The 14,875-nt window shown below is 63.3% G+C and carries 14 protein-coding genes and 1 tRNA gene; 7 read left to right on the forward strand and 8 right to left on the reverse strand.

Translation table 11 applies throughout. The features are described 5' to 3' along the window. Positions 1–42: 42 nt before the first annotated feature. The 3 genes from ACP2YP_RS32180 (at position 43) to ACP2YP_RS32190 (ending at position 3,257) form a co-directional block, all read left to right on the forward strand. Positions 43–309 (forward strand): hypothetical protein, encoded by a 267-nt coding sequence (locus ACP2YP_RS32180; protein WP_426420227.1) that lies wholly within the window; start codon positions 43–45, stop codon positions 307–309. Between the two features lie 306 nt (positions 310–615). After that, positions 616–2,628, forward strand: coding sequence for a hypothetical protein (locus ACP2YP_RS32185; protein ID WP_426420228.1), 2,013 nt, complete (start codon positions 616–618; stop codon positions 2,626–2,628). Positions 2,629–2,660: 32 nt separating this feature from the next. After that, positions 2,661–3,257 (forward strand): hypothetical protein, encoded by a 597-nt coding sequence (locus ACP2YP_RS32190; RefSeq protein WP_426420229.1) that lies wholly within the window; start codon positions 2,661–2,663, stop codon positions 3,255–3,257. Between the two features lie 202 nt (positions 3,258–3,459). Here the strand turns inward: ACP2YP_RS32190 and ACP2YP_RS32195 are convergent. Then, positions 3,460–3,534, reverse strand: a tRNA-Glu gene (locus tag ACP2YP_RS32195). A gap of 56 nt (positions 3,535–3,590) precedes the next feature. Further along, positions 3,591–3,935 (reverse strand): hypothetical protein, encoded by a 345-nt coding sequence (locus ACP2YP_RS32200; RefSeq protein ID WP_426420230.1) that lies wholly within the window; start codon positions 3,933–3,935, stop codon positions 3,591–3,593. Between ACP2YP_RS32200 and ACP2YP_RS32205 the strand changes: the two genes are divergently transcribed. The 3 genes from ACP2YP_RS32205 (at position 3,934) to ACP2YP_RS32215 (ending at position 6,694) form a co-directional block, all read left to right on the forward strand. Continuing rightward, on the forward strand, positions 3,934–4,941 hold the full coding sequence (locus tag ACP2YP_RS32205; RefSeq protein ID WP_426420231.1) for an RluA family pseudouridine synthase: 1,008 nt from the start codon (positions 3,934–3,936) through the stop codon (positions 4,939–4,941). The genes ACP2YP_RS32200 and ACP2YP_RS32205 overlap by 2 nt on opposite strands. A 220-nt stretch (positions 4,942–5,161) precedes the next feature. After that, complete coding sequence (gene rpoH / locus ACP2YP_RS32210) at positions 5,162–6,061, forward strand: RNA polymerase sigma factor RpoH (RefSeq protein ID WP_018318222.1); 900 nt, start codon at positions 5,162–5,164, stop codon at positions 6,059–6,061. 291 nt (positions 6,062–6,352) lie between these two features. Continuing rightward, positions 6,353–6,694 (forward strand): hypothetical protein, encoded by a 342-nt coding sequence (locus ACP2YP_RS32215; protein ID WP_426420232.1) that lies wholly within the window; start codon positions 6,353–6,355, stop codon positions 6,692–6,694. 848 nt (positions 6,695–7,542) lie between these two features. Here the strand turns inward: ACP2YP_RS32215 and ACP2YP_RS32220 are convergent. The 5 genes from ACP2YP_RS32220 to ACP2YP_RS32240 form a co-directional block, all read right to left on the reverse strand. Continuing rightward, positions 7,543–8,535, reverse strand: a complete 993-nt coding sequence (locus ACP2YP_RS32220; RefSeq protein ID WP_426420233.1) for an SPOR domain-containing protein — start codon at positions 8,533–8,535, stop codon at positions 7,543–7,545. 167 nt (positions 8,536–8,702) lie between these two features. Then, the gene (locus ACP2YP_RS32225) at positions 8,703–9,326 is read right to left on the reverse strand and encodes a peptidoglycan recognition protein family protein (RefSeq protein WP_426420234.1); all 624 of its coding nucleotides are present in this window, start codon (positions 9,324–9,326) and stop codon (positions 8,703–8,705) included. 34 nt (positions 9,327–9,360) lie between these two features. Then, the gene (locus ACP2YP_RS32230; RefSeq protein WP_426420235.1) at positions 9,361–10,563 is read right to left on the reverse strand and encodes a GGDEF domain-containing protein; all 1,203 of its coding nucleotides are present in this window, start codon (positions 10,561–10,563) and stop codon (positions 9,361–9,363) included. A gap of 577 nt (positions 10,564–11,140) precedes the next feature. Further along, positions 11,141–11,752: a LysE family translocator gene (locus ACP2YP_RS32235; protein ID WP_426420236.1), complete on the reverse strand. Its 612-nt coding sequence runs from the start codon at positions 11,750–11,752 to the stop codon at positions 11,141–11,143. A 90-nt stretch (positions 11,753–11,842) separates the two neighbouring features. After that, positions 11,843–12,217 (reverse strand): response regulator, encoded by a 375-nt coding sequence (locus tag ACP2YP_RS32240; RefSeq protein ID WP_426420237.1) that lies wholly within the window; start codon positions 12,215–12,217, stop codon positions 11,843–11,845. 127 nt (positions 12,218–12,344) lie between these two features. On the opposite strand from ACP2YP_RS32240, the gene ACP2YP_RS32245 reads away from it, so the two are divergent. Further along, positions 12,345–13,211 (forward strand): SDR family NAD(P)-dependent oxidoreductase, encoded by an 867-nt coding sequence (locus ACP2YP_RS32245; RefSeq protein ID WP_426420238.1) that lies wholly within the window; start codon positions 12,345–12,347, stop codon positions 13,209–13,211. Between the two features lie 362 nt (positions 13,212–13,573). Here the strand turns inward: ACP2YP_RS32245 and ACP2YP_RS32250 are convergent, their stop codons facing one another. After that, positions 13,574–14,380 (reverse strand): lytic murein transglycosylase, encoded by an 807-nt coding sequence (locus tag ACP2YP_RS32250; RefSeq protein ID WP_426420239.1) that lies wholly within the window; start codon positions 14,378–14,380, stop codon positions 13,574–13,576. Positions 14,381–14,875: the final 495 nt, after the last annotated feature.

Raw genomic sequence — 14,875 nt, forward strand, 5'->3', positions numbered from 1 at the left:
CGGGGTGCGCCCCCTTCCAGTCAGCAGCACATGCAAGGCGTTGTGGAAGTCATCACCCCATTGGACATTGTAGAGTTTGATCCGCCCATTGGTCCGCTCGAGCAGATGCGCCTGATTGGCTTCATTTTCCAGCATCAGATGAACCTGGCGGCCAATCAATTGGCTGCGCACGGTCTCGGCAAGTTCGATGAGGAAGTGCTTGTCGGAATCGTCCTTCAGGGCATGGACGGCATCGAACCGCAGCCCATCGACCCCATAGTCACGCAGCCACAACATGGCGTTATCGGTCAAAAAACGCTATTACGGTGACAGTGCACTTAATTGACACCTCCCTCGAGAAGGCCTCAAAAGGCCAAGACCAAGGTTCTGAGCTAAATCGTCGCGTGAATTAAGTGCACTGTCATTTCGTAATTATTTCGGACGGTTGCTTGAAGGATGAGCGTCGTCTCCGAAGGCGAACGCTCAAGCGTTCGAATCGTCTGGTCTAGCTAGCGGTCGAGCGGAAAGCGATCGTCGTTCAGCGAGCGTTCAGCGCATCTATCGTCTTTCTCGGGCGTAACCCGCCCCCGCTGCGCAAGCTCGCCGCGGCCTGCGGCAAAGTGAGGATGGCGGATGATGCGCAACCGGTCGCTTGTGCTCGCCCTGGTGTCGGTTTTCGCTTCGGTCTTCGGCGTCGTTGCCGTCGAGCCCGCCCATTCGCAGCAGACCAACTTGCCGCAGATCTGGGTCACGGTCACGTCGCCACCAGCCAAGCGGAACGACCATTGGCTCGGCATCCGCGAGGATGCCGCCGATCAGTGGAAGCCGGACGCCCATTGGTCCGTGGTCGCAAATCACACCCAGGTCGCGAAGATCGGCGCACAAAATATCGAAAATACGCGCGACGCCGACCTCAAGGCGACGTTGGCCGAGGTGAAGCGCCGTGGCCTCAAGCTGGCGCTGGAAATTGGTCCCCTGGTCCGCACGCCCGCCTGCGCGCCGCCCACGGAATCCTACGGCCGCCAAGGTGAGACCGAGGCGATCCTACAGAAGATCCGCAACGATGGCGGCGAACTCGACTATGTCGCGATGGATGAACCGTGGTTTTATGGCCATCGCGACCCCGGCGGCTGCGAGGCATCGACGGCACAGATCGCTCAGGAGGTCGCAACCAGCGTCGCATCGATGCGCAAAATTTTTCCGGCGCTGAAAGTCGGCGACATCGAGGTGGTGGACGGCGATCGCGAGGCGACGGCGCAACTGGCCGAGTGGGCCGACGCCTATCGCCAGGCCACCGGCGAGCCGCTCGCCTTCCTGCACACCGACCTCGCCTGGTCGGACCTCGCGATTGGCAATCTGGCGCCGCTGGCCGCGAACCTGAAGCGTCGAAACATCCCGTTCGGCATCATCTACAACGCCGACGGGAGTGCCGCGAGCGATGCCGCGTGGACGCAAAGCGCCGTCAGCCATTTCCTCGAAATCGAACAGGTGCGTGGTATCCATCCCGACGACGCCATTTTTCAGACCTGGACGCGAAATCCCACCCATGTGCTGCCGGAGAGCCAAAGCGGCACCTTGATGAACGTCGCCCTGCAATATCTGCAGCCGTCCCCGAGGCTGCACGTTTTGCGTTCTGGCGGCACGGTCTCGGGCAATCTTGTCGGTCCCGGCGGCGCGCCGCTTCCCGGTGCGGCCGTCGCGTTGAGCGCGGTCGACGTCGGCGGTCGTCTCTGGCCGACGCAGCGGGTGCTGTCCGACGTGATTCCCGAAGCTGCGGCAACCGCTGTCATCGGCGTGCGCGCCGGACTGGAAGGCGCTTGCATCTGCGCGGGACCGACCGGAGCCATCATTGGCGGAATCCACTACCGCGAGCAGGGTAAACCAGTTCAGGACGTCTCGCCGGTTAGTCTGCCGATCCAGGGCGCGCCGATGAGCCTGCGCACGCTAGCGCTGAAGCCGGGCCAGACCTATGCCCCGAACCTCAAGCAGTTGCCGGTAACGCCGGGCGCGAGCTTCACGCTCGAGACCTGGATTTCGGCCACCGCCGCGGCCGAAAACGCAGGTTACGTTACGATCGTCTTCCTCGATGCGAACGGCAAAGGGCTCGGCCGGCGCTTTCTCTGGCTCAAACCATCGGTGCAGCCGCTGGGCGTGGCGACCACCGATGCGCGGGGCGATTTTCACCTCGATCTGCCGCCGGCCATTGCCGCCGCCGAGCCGGAGATCCGCGCGAGCTTCGCCGGATCCGCAACGCTCAAGGCGGCGCTCGCCATCGCGGCACCTCCTCCGACGACAGCAAACGCCTCCCTGCCCGCGCTTGAACGAACGCTTAGCCCGGACGCCTCACCGCTTCTGATGCTGGGTCCACATGCCAAGGAGCTCCAGGCGATCTTCGCGCAGCCGCCGGGCGCGGTGAGCCAATGGGCGCAGGTCGCCGGCCAGATCCAAGGTATCCGCCTGCCGGGCGGCGCGATTACAGCTATGCCCGACGACGTTCTGGCGCGCCTGGCGCAGGACCTCAAGGCTCGCCACATCGCCCTCGGCCTCGAGGTGCTCGCCACCAACTGGTTTCATGAGCCGCCCTGTGGCGGGGGCCCCTCGAGGGCTATAGCGACCCGGGATCGACCAACCAGATCGTCGCCAAGCTGATCAGAGCAGGCGCGCGGCTCGATTTCATCGCGATGGACGAGCCGTTCTGGTTCGGCCACAGCTACAGCGGCAAGAACGCCTGCCGCAGTTCGGTGCAGGATCTGGCGAGCCGCGTCGCCATCAATGTCAGAATCTTCACGGCCGCTTTTCCAAACGTGGTCGTCGGCGACATCGAGCCCTTTCCGGCGATCAGCCGGCAGCCGCGCTGGCAGGCGGAATATGCGGCGTGGGTCGCGGCCTTCCGCGCGGCGACCGGCGTGGGGCTCGATTTTCTGCAGCTCGATTTCGACTGGTGGAACCCGGATCTGATCGTCGGCCAGGCGCAATTCAGACAGCCAAATGATCAGGCGATCGCTAACCTCGCCCGACAGGTTTCCGACGTTGCGCGGCAGAATGAGCTGAAGCTCGGCATGATCATGAATGGCGGCGGCCCACCGGGCGCGCATTCGGACTCCGATTGGGTCCAGCAAGCGCGCGCGCACATCCGCGTGCTTGAGGGATCAGGCGTCCATTTCGATCACGCCCTGATCGAGACATGGGATCGCTATCCCAGCCACACATTGCCGGAGACCGACCCCAACAGCCTATCGAGCCTTATCGGCATCTACCGGCAGACGCATCATCGATAGCCAAACGAGTGGCAGGGCACGGGCCGGCAACAGCCCTGTCATTGCGGATCGGATACCCAAGCAGGTAGCGAAGACTTTGAAGCTCAAATGCGGGCCCGAGATCGATACTAATCAGCGTGGCGGAGTTCGCCAACGTTCGCCATCGCTTATTCAATGGATATTCGACGACATCTCCAAAACGGATCTAAGTCATTGAGATGGCTGGCGCTCCCTAGGGGAATCGAACCCCTGTTTCAGCCTTGAGAGGGCCGCGTCCTAACCGCTAGACGAAGGGAGCGTGAGCGCTAGCCAATAACCTCGAAATTTGTCCGCCGCAAGGACTGAACCGGCCTTTTATGGCTCATTGGCAAATTTCAGCTTTCCGGCCGGCTTGAGCGTGTGGGCATCGAAAGTGCGGATCTCGATGACGCCGCCGATATCCAGCGTAACGACCAGGTGATCGCCGGCCACGCCGGTCGACACGATTTTGGCGCCCTTCGGCAGGGTGGCGGTGACGTCGCCCACGGGCTCGGCCGCCCTTCCCTCCGACTTGAAAAGGCGGTAGCCCACCGCGATCAGGACGGCGCAGATGGCCAGCGCCGAGGTCAGCCCCGCGATCAGCATCATCCGTCGCACCCGCGCAAACAGCGCGGCCTGCTCGGGGGTCGGTTCGGGAACAGCGGTATCAGACGTCGTCATGGATAGCTCAGGTTCAGCGCAACGGTTGGAGGTCACGGTCGAAGGCGACGAGGGCTCGGCCCGGCTCGACCGCGTGCTGGCGGCGCACCTTCCCGACCTGTCGCGATCAAGGCTCAAAACCCTGATTCTGGCGGGCGCGGTGAGCCTGAAGGCCGCCGCGGTCCGCGACCCCGCTTATCACGTCGCATCCGGCGATACGATCATAATCGACGTGCCGGAGGCGGCCCCGCCGGAGCCGAAAGGCGAGGACATCGCGCTCGATATCGTGTTCGAGGACGACGACATCATCGTCATCAACAAGCCGAAGGGGCTAGTGGTGCACCCCGCAGCGGGCCACGAGACCGGGACCTTGGTCAATGCGCTGATCGCCCATTGCGGCACCTCGCTGTCGGGCATCGGCGGGGTGCGCCGGCCCGGCATCGTGCACCGGCTGGACAAGGACACGACCGGGCTGATGGTCGTCGCCAAGAACGACCTGGCGCACGCCTCGCTGACCGCGCAATTCGCCGACCATGGCCGGACGGGTGCGATGCGACGCGGCTATATGGCCTTCGCCTGGGGGCTGCCGGGCCGGCATCGCGGCACGGTCGATGCGCCGATCGACCGCCATCCGCATGCGCGGGAGAAGATGGCGGTGCGCCAGGGCGGACGCGAGGCGGTAACGCATTGGGAGCTGCTCGAGAGTTTCGCGGGCCGCGACGGCAAGCCGATCGCGGCCCTGCTGGCCTGCGAGCTCGAGACCGGGCGCACCCACCAGATCCGCGTCCACCTCGCCCATATCGGCCACCCCTTGATGGGCGACGCGGTCTATGGCCCGCATTTCAAGACCAAGGCGAACCAGCTGGGGCCTGAGTCGCAGGCCGCTTTAACGGCGCTTGGGCGGCAGGCGCTGCATGCTTATTTGCTGGTACTGGAGCACCCCCGCACCGGAGAACTTCTTCACTGGGAGGCGGGTCTGCCGGAGGATTTGCTTCTCCTTGAAAGCGCTTTGAAAGCGGCGCTATGACGCAGGGGCTTTGAGAAAACCCTTACCTTACAAAAAGTTATAGCTGCCACACGGGGACGTGACGTCAGCAATCCTTCCCTTTTTGCCCCCCTATGGGGTATATTGCGCCTGCGTTGGAAATGACCAACGTGGAACATCGCAGCTACGGCCGGCTTTAACCAAGCGGTCGTCTGCCTGGCCCGCCGCTATCGGGGGCCTGAACCTTTGGAGGGGCTTTACCATGGCCCGTACCGCTGCTCTGCCGGTCCTCAACGGAGAATCCGGCCTCTCTCGCTACCTCGCCGAGATCCGCAAGTTCCCGATGCTGGAACCCCAGCAGGAATACATGCTCGCCAAGCGTTGGCGCGAGCATGACGATCGCGACGCGGCGCACCAACTCGTCACCAGCCATCTCCGTCTCGTGGCCAAGATCGCCATGGGCTATCGCGGCTACGGCCTGCCGATCTCCGAGGTCGTCTCGGAAGGCAACGTCGGCCTGATGCAGGCGGTGAAGCGTTTCGAGCCCGAAAAGGGCTTCCGTCTCGCCACCTACGCGATGTGGTGGATCAAGGCGTCGATTCAAGAGTACATCCTGCGTTCCTGGTCGCTCGTGAAAATGGGCACCACCGCGAACCAGAAGAAGCTGTTCTTCAACCTGCGCAAGGCGAAGAGCAAGATCAACGCGCTGGACGAGGGCGATCTCCGCCCCGACCAGGTGAAGATCATTGCCAAGCGCCTCGGCGTCACCGATCAGGACGTGATCGACATGAACCGCCGCCTCGGTGGCGACGCGTCGCTCAACGCTCCGATCCGCGACGATGGCGAAGCCGGCGAATGGCAGGACTGGCTGGTCGACAATACGCCCAACCAGGAAGCCATGCTGGCCGAGCACGAGGAATATGATGAACGCCGTGACGCGCTGAATGGCGCCATGGGCGTGCTCAACCCGCGCGAACGGCGCATCTTCGAGGCCCGTCGCCTCGCCGATGAGCCGATGACGCTGGAAGACCTTGCTGCCGAGTTCGGCGTGTCGCGCGAGCGCGTCCGCCAGATCGAGGTCCGCGCCTTCGAGAAGGTGCAATCTGCGGTCAAGGGCACGATTGCAAGGGCCGAACAGGCCGCGCTGGAAGCCGCGCACTAAGCGCGCGGCTCTCGCGCCAGGAATTGGCGGATCGAAAAGAGACGAAAAGCCGGCGGCAACGCCGGCTTTTTGTTTGGCGGATGGTAGAAGCGAAGCATCACCCTCGGTGTCATGCCCCGGCTTGACCGGGGCATCCAGTACGCCGCGGCGCCAATAGCGAGAGCGAACTCTCCAACGCGCGCCTCTGGGATACTGGCTCGACCGGGCGATGACAGCGCTGGTAGCGGCTAATGAACCGCCGTGGGCCGTCAACCGACCAAAAAACATCGAACTGAAAGCGGACGGACACCCGTGTCGATCATCCTGCAATCCACCGTCGGCGGCTTCTCCGCCCAGTTCATGCGCAAGCTGCCGCTGGTCGAGCAGGCCATGCGCGACCACGGGCTCGATCCCAGCGAGTTCGTGATCTCCAAAGACTATGCCTCGACCGCGACGATCCCGATCATGGGGCCGTTCTTCTTTAACTACAGCGTGTATTTCGGCGATGAGGCATTCACCGTCACCGAGCCGAACGACATGGTGTTTCTGGATTACTTCTTCAAACGCGTACTGGCCGCAGACGGGCCGCCGGAATTGCCGGAGCAGCCGGGATTGATCCGGCGCTTGTACGGCTGGATGACGCAGCCGGTGTGAGGCTGTCGTTCCGGCGCGTAGCGATCATTCCCATCGATCACGCTTGTCGCAGAACGCCTGCTGGTGTATGTGCTGCCGCCCCGGCGCGAGGTCGCGCCTTTTTGATTCAGCGCTTTCCAGGGAGGCGGCATGATTAGCAGATCGATACGTTCTGACCGCCGCCCATCTCCGATCGGCAACCGGTCATAGGCTGAACGCCGCTTCGCGGCTGCTCACCATCGATTCCATCTGGCTACGAGGGGCGTGACGCAACACAGCGTCGCGCCGTGTCGTCATGTATTTGCGGTTCGTTACACCGCTCATCCACCCGCACAGCCGCGTGGAGAGCGGCTTCTTTCGCGCGGCCTGGTACATCCAGCGCAACAATTGTCCGGACTGGATCCGGCACGAGTTCGCGGACCAGTTCGACTGGTTCGGGAAGCATCTGCCGATTCCCGGAACGGATCGCGCGGCACCTCAAGCGGCGGGATACGATCTGGGGCATCTGCTGGTTCGACCCCGGGGCACGCGAGGGCTGTCAGCCGCGCGCGCTATTGCGCCTGGCTGCTCGAAGAGGGCGGCCTGCCAGTGCGCATGATCACGACCGCACGTCAGCGCGAGGTGATCTGGCGGGACGCGCACCAGATCGTCACGAAGCCGTCCGTAGATCTCCCCAAGGCGTTCCCTTGAAAGAGAGAAGGCACAGTCGGGGACAACGACAAAGCCAGGCACCGGAAGTTTCGGCTTCCGACTGCCGGCTCGCCTACGCGAGACGCCTTGCTGCCCCACGTCCGCGCCAGCGTCGCGAGCCAGCAGCCTTCGCGATAGTGCTTGTCCGTGTTGAGCTAGCTGCGGGATTTCGAAATGCTCTATTTTTGTTTTCTAACGATCATGCAGACCCCTCCGGCGGCTTTCAGGCTACCGCAAAACTGCGACGCTGCATCGGCTGTGCCAAAGGGGCCAACATAGGCGCGCCACAGCGTTCTTTTGTCGGCACGGTCAAACTTCATGATGATCGGCCGACGCTTTCCGATCACGTATGGGAATCTTCCTCGTAACATCGAATAAGCAAGCCGGGCCTCAGACTCGCTGTTTTGGCTCGTGACCGCGACAAGAAAGCTACCGTCAACGATGCCTTCTGCCGATATCGGAACCTCCGCCGGCTCGGACGCTGAGCCGAACTCTAGATCCGATCCCAGCGAGGGTTTCCACTCCCCGAATGCCTCGCGGAATGCGCGTTCGCCAGCTGCGCCCTTTTCGATTTGTAAAATGCAGCGGCGATCGGTGGCATACACCCATGGCAGGTCAAACCAGGAGCGCAGCTGAAGAAACTGAAGGTTCTTCGTGCGCATGGGCTCAAGGTTGCTTAGCTCAAGGCTGAAGAGACCTTCGGGCGTCCTGACTGCCAGAGCGGACAAGGGCGAGCCTCGGGCTAATTCACTCACTCTGGCCAATATACCTGGGACGCTATTGATGCTCTTTCCTTCAAAATTCTCGGGCACCGCGAATCTGACGTCGATCACATATGTCGGCGATGAATGGTTTACGAAGCTGCGCCGGAACCACATCATGAGCTTTAGCCCGCGTCCGGGAATATCGATATCGGCCCTGACGGCAACGTCTCGCTGATCCTGGCCGATGTCGATCCGCTGGGCTCGCCACGTCACCGTGCCCGGGAACTTCGCGCCCGTCGGGTTATTGGGATCCTCCTCGTAAAGGATGGCCCGCGCCGGTTCAGTCGCGGGCTGAGGCGTAAATGAGGGGGGATCGCCATCACCCGCCTGAGCCAAAACAGTGTTCGGACCCGCAAGCAATGGACACTGCCAAAATACCGCAGCAGCCGCGAGGACCACAGCTGCCATCAAGCGAGCTCCGTTTCGGTTGGGAGAATCTCGCAGAAACCTGTCCGACTTTGCCACGGATTGCTTCTTCTTTCGGAGACGACGATGCCGACGGGTGACATCCCGTCACTACAATCTCCGGACGATCGCAATATTGGACGCGACAGCAATCCGCAAGCGAAGAAACGCTACTCCCCCCAAATCCTTGCCAGCGTCGCGAGCCAGCAGCCTTCGCAATAGCGGGCGTCCTTGAAGTCGATCCAGTTGTGGGCATAGACGTGGTCGAGCGGGATGCCGTAGCGCGCACGCAGCACCTGGACCAGGATCTTCCAGGCCGCGACCTGCGCCGCCGTCGGGCCGATCGCGACATCGGGATAGTTGCCGGCGAACTCGACGCCGATCGAATTGTCGCGCACGACCTGATGATAGGTCGCGCTGTTGTCGATGTACTTGTTGTCGTTGCGGTTGGCGCCGTCGGTATGGGTCGGCACCAGATTGTCCGCGACCGACCAGTAGACCGTGCCATCGGTCTCGACCCAGACCATCACGCCGCGCCGCGTGGGATTCTTCGACTGCTCTTGCGCGCCACCGCGCGCTGAGCCCGTTGGCCCCTCGGTCTGGTGCACGATGATGTTGCGCCAGGCATGGGCGTCGCGGACATCGCCCCATGGCGCCAGCCAGACGATCTTTAGGCCGGGAATGTCGGGCGTGCCGGTGCTGCGTGCGAGCTTTGTGAGCTCGGCGTCCATTGCGGCGGCGGGAGCGATCAGAAGAGCGGCGAGAACAGCCGCGACAAGGCGGGACAGCATCACGGGGATCCAACAACGAACCCCAGCGTAGCAGGGTCTACGCAAATTTGCGCGCGGCTTCGACCAGCTCGGGCGAGAGCGGCGGGGCCGTATCATAGACCGCAAAGTCGTTCTTGCCGTTCTTCTTGGCAGCATAAAGGGCGTGGTCGGCGTGGGCGATCAGCCTATCAGGGAATTGGCCGATGTCGCGATTCCATTCCGCAACCCCGATCGAGATCGCGATCGGAATGTCGTTGCCGGAGCAGCCGGCGGCATCCCGGCGGCAGACCTCGAGCACGCGGCGGGCGATCAGCGCGCCTTCGCGCAAGGAGGAGGACGGCAGCACCACGCAGAACTCGTCGCCGCCGGTGCGGGCGAGCATGTCGCCGGGCCTTAAGCGCGTCTGTGCCATCAGCGTGAAGTGCTGGAGGCAGGCATCACCCGCGGCATGGCCATGAGTGTCGTTGATGGTCTTGAAGCCGTCGAGGTCGATCACCAGCAGCGAGAACGGCTCGCCGCTGCGCTCCGAACGGGCGCATTCCTCCGACAGCCGCTGTAACAGATGGCGGCGGTTGGCGACGCCCGTGAGATCGTCGAGCAGCGCGAGGTCGGCGACCTCGTTGCGCAACCGGTCCATCGCCATCAGCAGGAAGCCGAAATTGAGCGTCATCGACAGGAAGAGCAGCGCCAGCACCATGACGGCATGGCCCTGGCCGGCGGCCACCGCCGAGAAATCGCCGCCGAGCGAATTGCCGATCGCGCGCGTCACGAAGATCGCGATGATCATGAGGATGACGATGCCGGACAGCCGCGCGCCCGGGCTGACGCGGCCTTCCGGCGGCGACAGCAGAAGACGCAGCGACAGCACCAGCGGCAGGCCCTGCCCGACCGTGTAGCTGAGCATGCCCAGCTGCATCTGGTCGAAGCCGACTTTGAAGAGCACGACACCGGCGAGGCTCGCCATCCCAGTCGCGACCATGAGGCGCAGATGCACCGGCCGGTCATAGAAGCGCTGAATGCCCATGGCAGCCAGGCAACTCGCGGCGATAATGCCGGCGGCTCCGATCACAAGCGGTGCAGGAGAATCGACGAACATGCGGGCCAGTGCCGTCATCGCGCCGGCTGCACCGACGAAGGCCGATGCCATCCAGTACCGCGCAGCCTCGAATTTCGGATAGGAGCGCGTGACATAGGCCCAGATCAGGCCGAGCGCCGAGAAGTTGACGACGAAGACCATCCAAAGCGTCGGTACGTTCAGCATGGCGCCTGCAGCACGCGCAGCGTCCCGCCCCCTGTCTCTGGCAGAAATTCGTCCATGACCCGTCCCCGTGTTCTTGCGGAGGATCATGCGCGGGTTGCACTTAACGGAACCTCACTGCGATCGACGAAAGCGCGCCCGTGGTTTTGGATTCATGAACGCCGCGTCTCGATTATCAGATCGTTAGGCACATCGCCGGCGACGCGCGATCAGTCGATCACGCATCGTGAGGCGGATTCGCGGACCAAATTCACCCGAAAACGCATCTGAGCTGTGGATAACGGGATGACACAGATGTGACGGCGCGGGGCAGGTGCTCGCGAATCTGCTGAGTTTATCACCGAGGATGTTGCGAGGCTGGCCCTCCGCCGAGCGTTCCTCGTGTCGCGTTTCACCATTAACCCTTAAGAGGATCCTATGGCTAAGAAAGCGAAGAAGGCGACGAAGAAGAAGGCGAAAAAGGCCAAGAAGGCGAAGAAGAAGTAACGCAGCTTCTTTTGATTCACCCGGGTGGAGCCTCGCTCCGCCCGGGCTCCGGGTAAGCTGAAGGTAGCGGGCGCGAGGCCCGCTTTTTTATTGGCTAGCGCTCGGCGAACGCGAGCTTGGCACCTAACAGGGCAAAGCCTGCCGCAAAGGAGCGGCGCAGCCAGGCCATCGCGCCGGGACGGGAGATGACGCGCTCGCGCACGGAGGCGGCGCAGAGGCCGTAGACGACGAAGACTGCAAACGTCATCGCCATGAAGGCGCCGCTCAATTCCAGCATCGGCCCCAGCACGGAAGCCTCGTCTGCCGCGATGAACTGCGGCAGGAAAGCGAGAAAGAAGATCGAGAGCTTTGGGTTGAGGATGTTGATCAGGAAGCCGGTGACGATGACCCGGCCGCTCGAGCGCTCCTTGATATCAGCCTCGACCGCAAGCCCCCCGGTTTCGCGCAGCGCCTGCCAGGACATGTAGAGCAGATAGGCCACGCCGCACCATTTCAGCGCGGCAAAGGCGAGCGCGCTGGTGTGCAGCACGGCGGCAAGTCCGAGCATTGCCGCGATCATGTGCGGCACGATCCCCAAGGTGCAGCCGAAGGCGGCCGCCACGCTGGCGCGCGAGCCGCGCGTGAGCGCCGCAGCCAGGGTGTAGAGCACGCCGGTGCCGGGCGAGGCGACGACGATGAGCGAGGTGAGCAGGAAGGACCAGGACATGCCTGATCCCTACCATTTCCGGCCATGGCGGAGAAGTCACGACCCGGTCAGCGCCGCCAGATCGAGCAAGACCTGAAGCGCGAACGCGCCTTAGTTCAGCTGGGCGATCTCGGCCTCCCGCAGCACATCGAGCGGCGCCCACGGCTTGGCCCAGAATTTTGCGCCGTCGGGCAAGGGCTGCATCAAGGGACGGCCCGAGGTCACCACGACGTCGAGCTTCGGATTGCGGTCCTTGGCGACGTGTGCGAGCTCGACGCCGTTCATGCGGCCGGCGAGTTGCACATCGGTCAGCATCAGGCAGAACGCGCCGGCATTCTCGTCCAGCACGCGCTCGGCGGCTTCCGCGCTTTCGCACTGGATGACCTGGTAGCCGCTCTCTTCAAGCAGGAGACTCAACATCTCCCGCTGCATGGGGTCGTCTTCAACCACGAGTGCTGTCGCCGTAAATGGTTCTGATCGTCCCATCGGTGGCTCCCAATGCTGCCGCCTCCATCCAAGTAACCTGTGTTAAGGGGTGAATTCGCATACGGTTCGGTTCCATTCTGAAAAAATGTAAATCATAGTTCCTTTTCCAGGCTTGACGGGAGGCATCATGACGACGATTCGCGGCGCCGCCGCCATTACGGGAGCGGCGAGCGGCATCGGCCGTGCGCTGGCCATCGAACTCGCAAGCCGCGGCTGTGACCTCGCGCTCGCCGACCGCGACGACGCGGGCTTGAAGAGCCTCGCCGCCGAGATCGGCCAAGAAGACGGCCAAGCAAACGGCCAAGCAAACGGCAAAGCGCGCAAGATCAGCGTGCATCGCGTCGATGTCGGCGAGGCCGGCGACATCGCGCAATTCGCGCGCGAGGCAATCGCGGCGCATCCCGCGCTCAACATCGTCGTCAACAATGCCGGCGTGGCGCTGATGGGGACGTTCGAGGAGATCGACCAGGCGCAGATGGACTGGCTGTTCGACATCAATTTCTGGGGCGTGGTGCATGGCACCCGCGCCTTCCTGCCGCACCTGAAGACGCAGCCAGAGGCGCATATCGTCAACGTCTCCTCGATCTTCGGCATCATCGCGCCACCAGGACAATCGGCCTATGCGGCGGCCAAATTCGCCGTGCGCGGCTTTTCCGAGAGCGTGCGGCACGAACTCGCGGTGGCGGGCAGCCCCGTCAAACTGTCAGTGGTGCATCCCGGCGGCGTCGCCACCAGCATCGCGCGCTCTTCACGCACCGGGGTCGGCGTCACCGACAATGCGCGCCGCACGCAGATGATCGATCGCTTCGAAACCGCGGCGCGGACGACGCCGAAGGACGCAGCGTTGCGCATCATCAGGGGCATCGAGAGAAACGAGCCGCGCATCCTGATCGGCAACGATGCAAGGTTCATGGACATCCTGCAGCGCTTCCGCCCGGGGACGTATTGGGCACCGTTGCAGCGGCGGCTGGAGACGATGGCGAAGGGGAAGTGAGGTGGGGCGCGAATGGCGTCATCTCACCCTCCCGGTTTGTAGCAGGGCTATCGCATTTGAGCGCTTTTGCTGCGGCCATCCTTCGAGACGCCCGCTTTGGGCGGGCTCCTCAGGATGAGGGCGGAGTATGCGGCGCCAGTTTCAACGGAGACCAATGCCGATTAGCCTCATCCTGAGGAGACCGCGGAGCGGTCGTCTCGAAGGACGAGACGCGCGCTCAGGCGACCGCCAAGAGTCATATGCGATGGCCCTGCGGTTTGTAGGGTGGGCAAAGCGAAGCGTGCCCACCACTTCTGTCAAAGCGAGGAATGGTGGGCACGGCGCTTCGCGCCTTTGCCCACCCTACAAGATACGCCCGCCTCTCACTGCCCCACCAGCCGGTCCGCAAAGTACCCGATCGTCTTGCGGTAGATCACCGCCCTGTTCCACTCGCGCATCGCATCGAAATTGGCTGAGCCTTCGTCATAGGGCTGGCCCATCTTGAAGCCGTTCGAGTGCAGCAGATTCGCGGTCGAGGCGAGCACGTCGGCGACGCTGTGGCGGAGGTCGACATGGCCGTCGCCGTCGAAATCGACGCCGTATTTGATGTAGGACGACGGCAGGAACTGGGTCTGACCGATCTCGCCGGCATAGGCGCCGATGAGATCGCGCAGCGGCAGGTCGCCACGCTGCACGATCTTGAGCGCGGCAAGCAGCTCGCCCTGGAATAGCTCGGTGCGGCGGCAATCATGCGCGAGCGTCGCAAGCGTGCGGATCACCGGCAGCTTACCCATGTCGCCCTTGCCGAAATCGCTTTCCAGGCCCCAGATCGCGACCAGTATCTGGCGGGGCACACCGAACTGCTGCTCGATGCGCGAGAGCAGCGCGGCGTGACGCTGCAGCAGCGCGCGACCGCCATTGATGCGACCGGGGCCGACGCGGGTCGAGACATACTGCTCAAAACTCTTGTTGAACGTGTAACGCTGGCGCCGGTCGAAGGCGAGCACGGCGCCGTCCTGGGTGATGCCGCTGAACGCCGCGCTGGTCACGCCCGCCGAGACGCCCGCGCCTTGCGCTTCCGCCGTCATGCTGGCCACAAAGCTGTTGAAGTCGCCGCCGCACCGCGCGGCCTCGGCCGACCCGCCGGCCAGACAAACGATGGAAGCGACGGCGAGAGCGTATCTGAACATGCGGGAAAATCCTTGGGAACCTGGCGCGGAAGGCAGCGGGCGATCATGCCCGGGAACAGGATTCGCGTCAAAGCGGCACAGACCGATCAGGTGCCGGCGATCAACTGCACCGAAACAAAAACCGAAAAACAACCCCATGCACAGTAGAAGCGCAGCGACGGGCGCTACGATTTTTCCGAATCTTAGTTGACCCGTCGGGCAAAACAGGGGTATGGTGCCAGCATCGCAGACTTCGGACGTTGGCGCCTGCCCGCGCCGCATCCTGCGAGCGTCGTGCGATCCACCGTCATGCCCGACGACACGGACATCGCACTGCGCATGGTCGCAGGCTCGTGCAACTCAATCCCGTCCACCGCGCGCGCGGTCTCGCTGCGTTGCGAGAGCGCGGCAATATGAACAAACTATTTCGATGATCCAAGCATCTGCTTTTCGAAACTGCGGGAACCCGCGATGCCATCGACTGCATATCTGATGCGCTTGCTGCGACATCGTCGC

This window comes from Bradyrhizobium genosp. A, from assembly GCF_049949275.1.
Classification (GTDB): domain Bacteria; phylum Pseudomonadota; class Alphaproteobacteria; order Rhizobiales; family Xanthobacteraceae; genus Bradyrhizobium.

What these genes read in the sequence shown, in the direction of transcription:
- ACP2YP_RS32185 (WP_426420228.1), top strand. Translation starts at nt 616, where the DNA reads ATGCGCAACCGGTCGCTTGTGCTCGCCCTGGTGTCGGTTTTCGCTTCG.
- ACP2YP_RS32190 (WP_426420229.1), top strand. Translation starts at nt 2,661, where the DNA reads ATGGACGAGCCGTTCTGGTTCGGCCACAGCTACAGCGGCAAGAACGCC.
- ACP2YP_RS32205 (WP_426420231.1), top strand. Translation starts at nt 3,934, where the DNA reads ATGGATAGCTCAGGTTCAGCGCAACGGTTGGAGGTCACGGTCGAAGGC.
- ACP2YP_RS32200 (WP_426420230.1), bottom strand. Translation starts at nt 3,935, where the DNA reads ATGACGACGTCTGATACCGCTGTTCCCGAACCGACCCCCGAGCAGGCC.
- rpoH (WP_018318222.1), top strand. Translation starts at nt 5,162, where the DNA reads ATGGCCCGTACCGCTGCTCTGCCGGTCCTCAACGGAGAATCCGGCCTC.
- ACP2YP_RS32220 (WP_426420233.1), bottom strand. Translation starts at nt 8,535, where the DNA reads ATGGCAGCTGTGGTCCTCGCGGCTGCTGCGGTATTTTGGCAGTGTCCA.
- ACP2YP_RS32230 (WP_426420235.1), bottom strand. Translation starts at nt 10,563, where the DNA reads ATGCTGAACGTACCGACGCTTTGGATGGTCTTCGTCGTCAACTTCTCG.
- ACP2YP_RS32235 (WP_426420236.1), bottom strand. Translation starts at nt 11,752, where the DNA reads ATGTCCTGGTCCTTCCTGCTCACCTCGCTCATCGTCGTCGCCTCGCCC.
- ACP2YP_RS32240 (WP_426420237.1), bottom strand. Translation starts at nt 12,217, where the DNA reads ATGGGACGATCAGAACCATTTACGGCGACAGCACTCGTGGTTGAAGAC.
- ACP2YP_RS32245 (WP_426420238.1), top strand. Translation starts at nt 12,345, where the DNA reads ATGACGACGATTCGCGGCGCCGCCGCCATTACGGGAGCGGCGAGCGGC.
- ACP2YP_RS32250 (WP_426420239.1), bottom strand. Translation starts at nt 14,380, where the DNA reads ATGTTCAGATACGCTCTCGCCGTCGCTTCCATCGTTTGTCTGGCCGGC.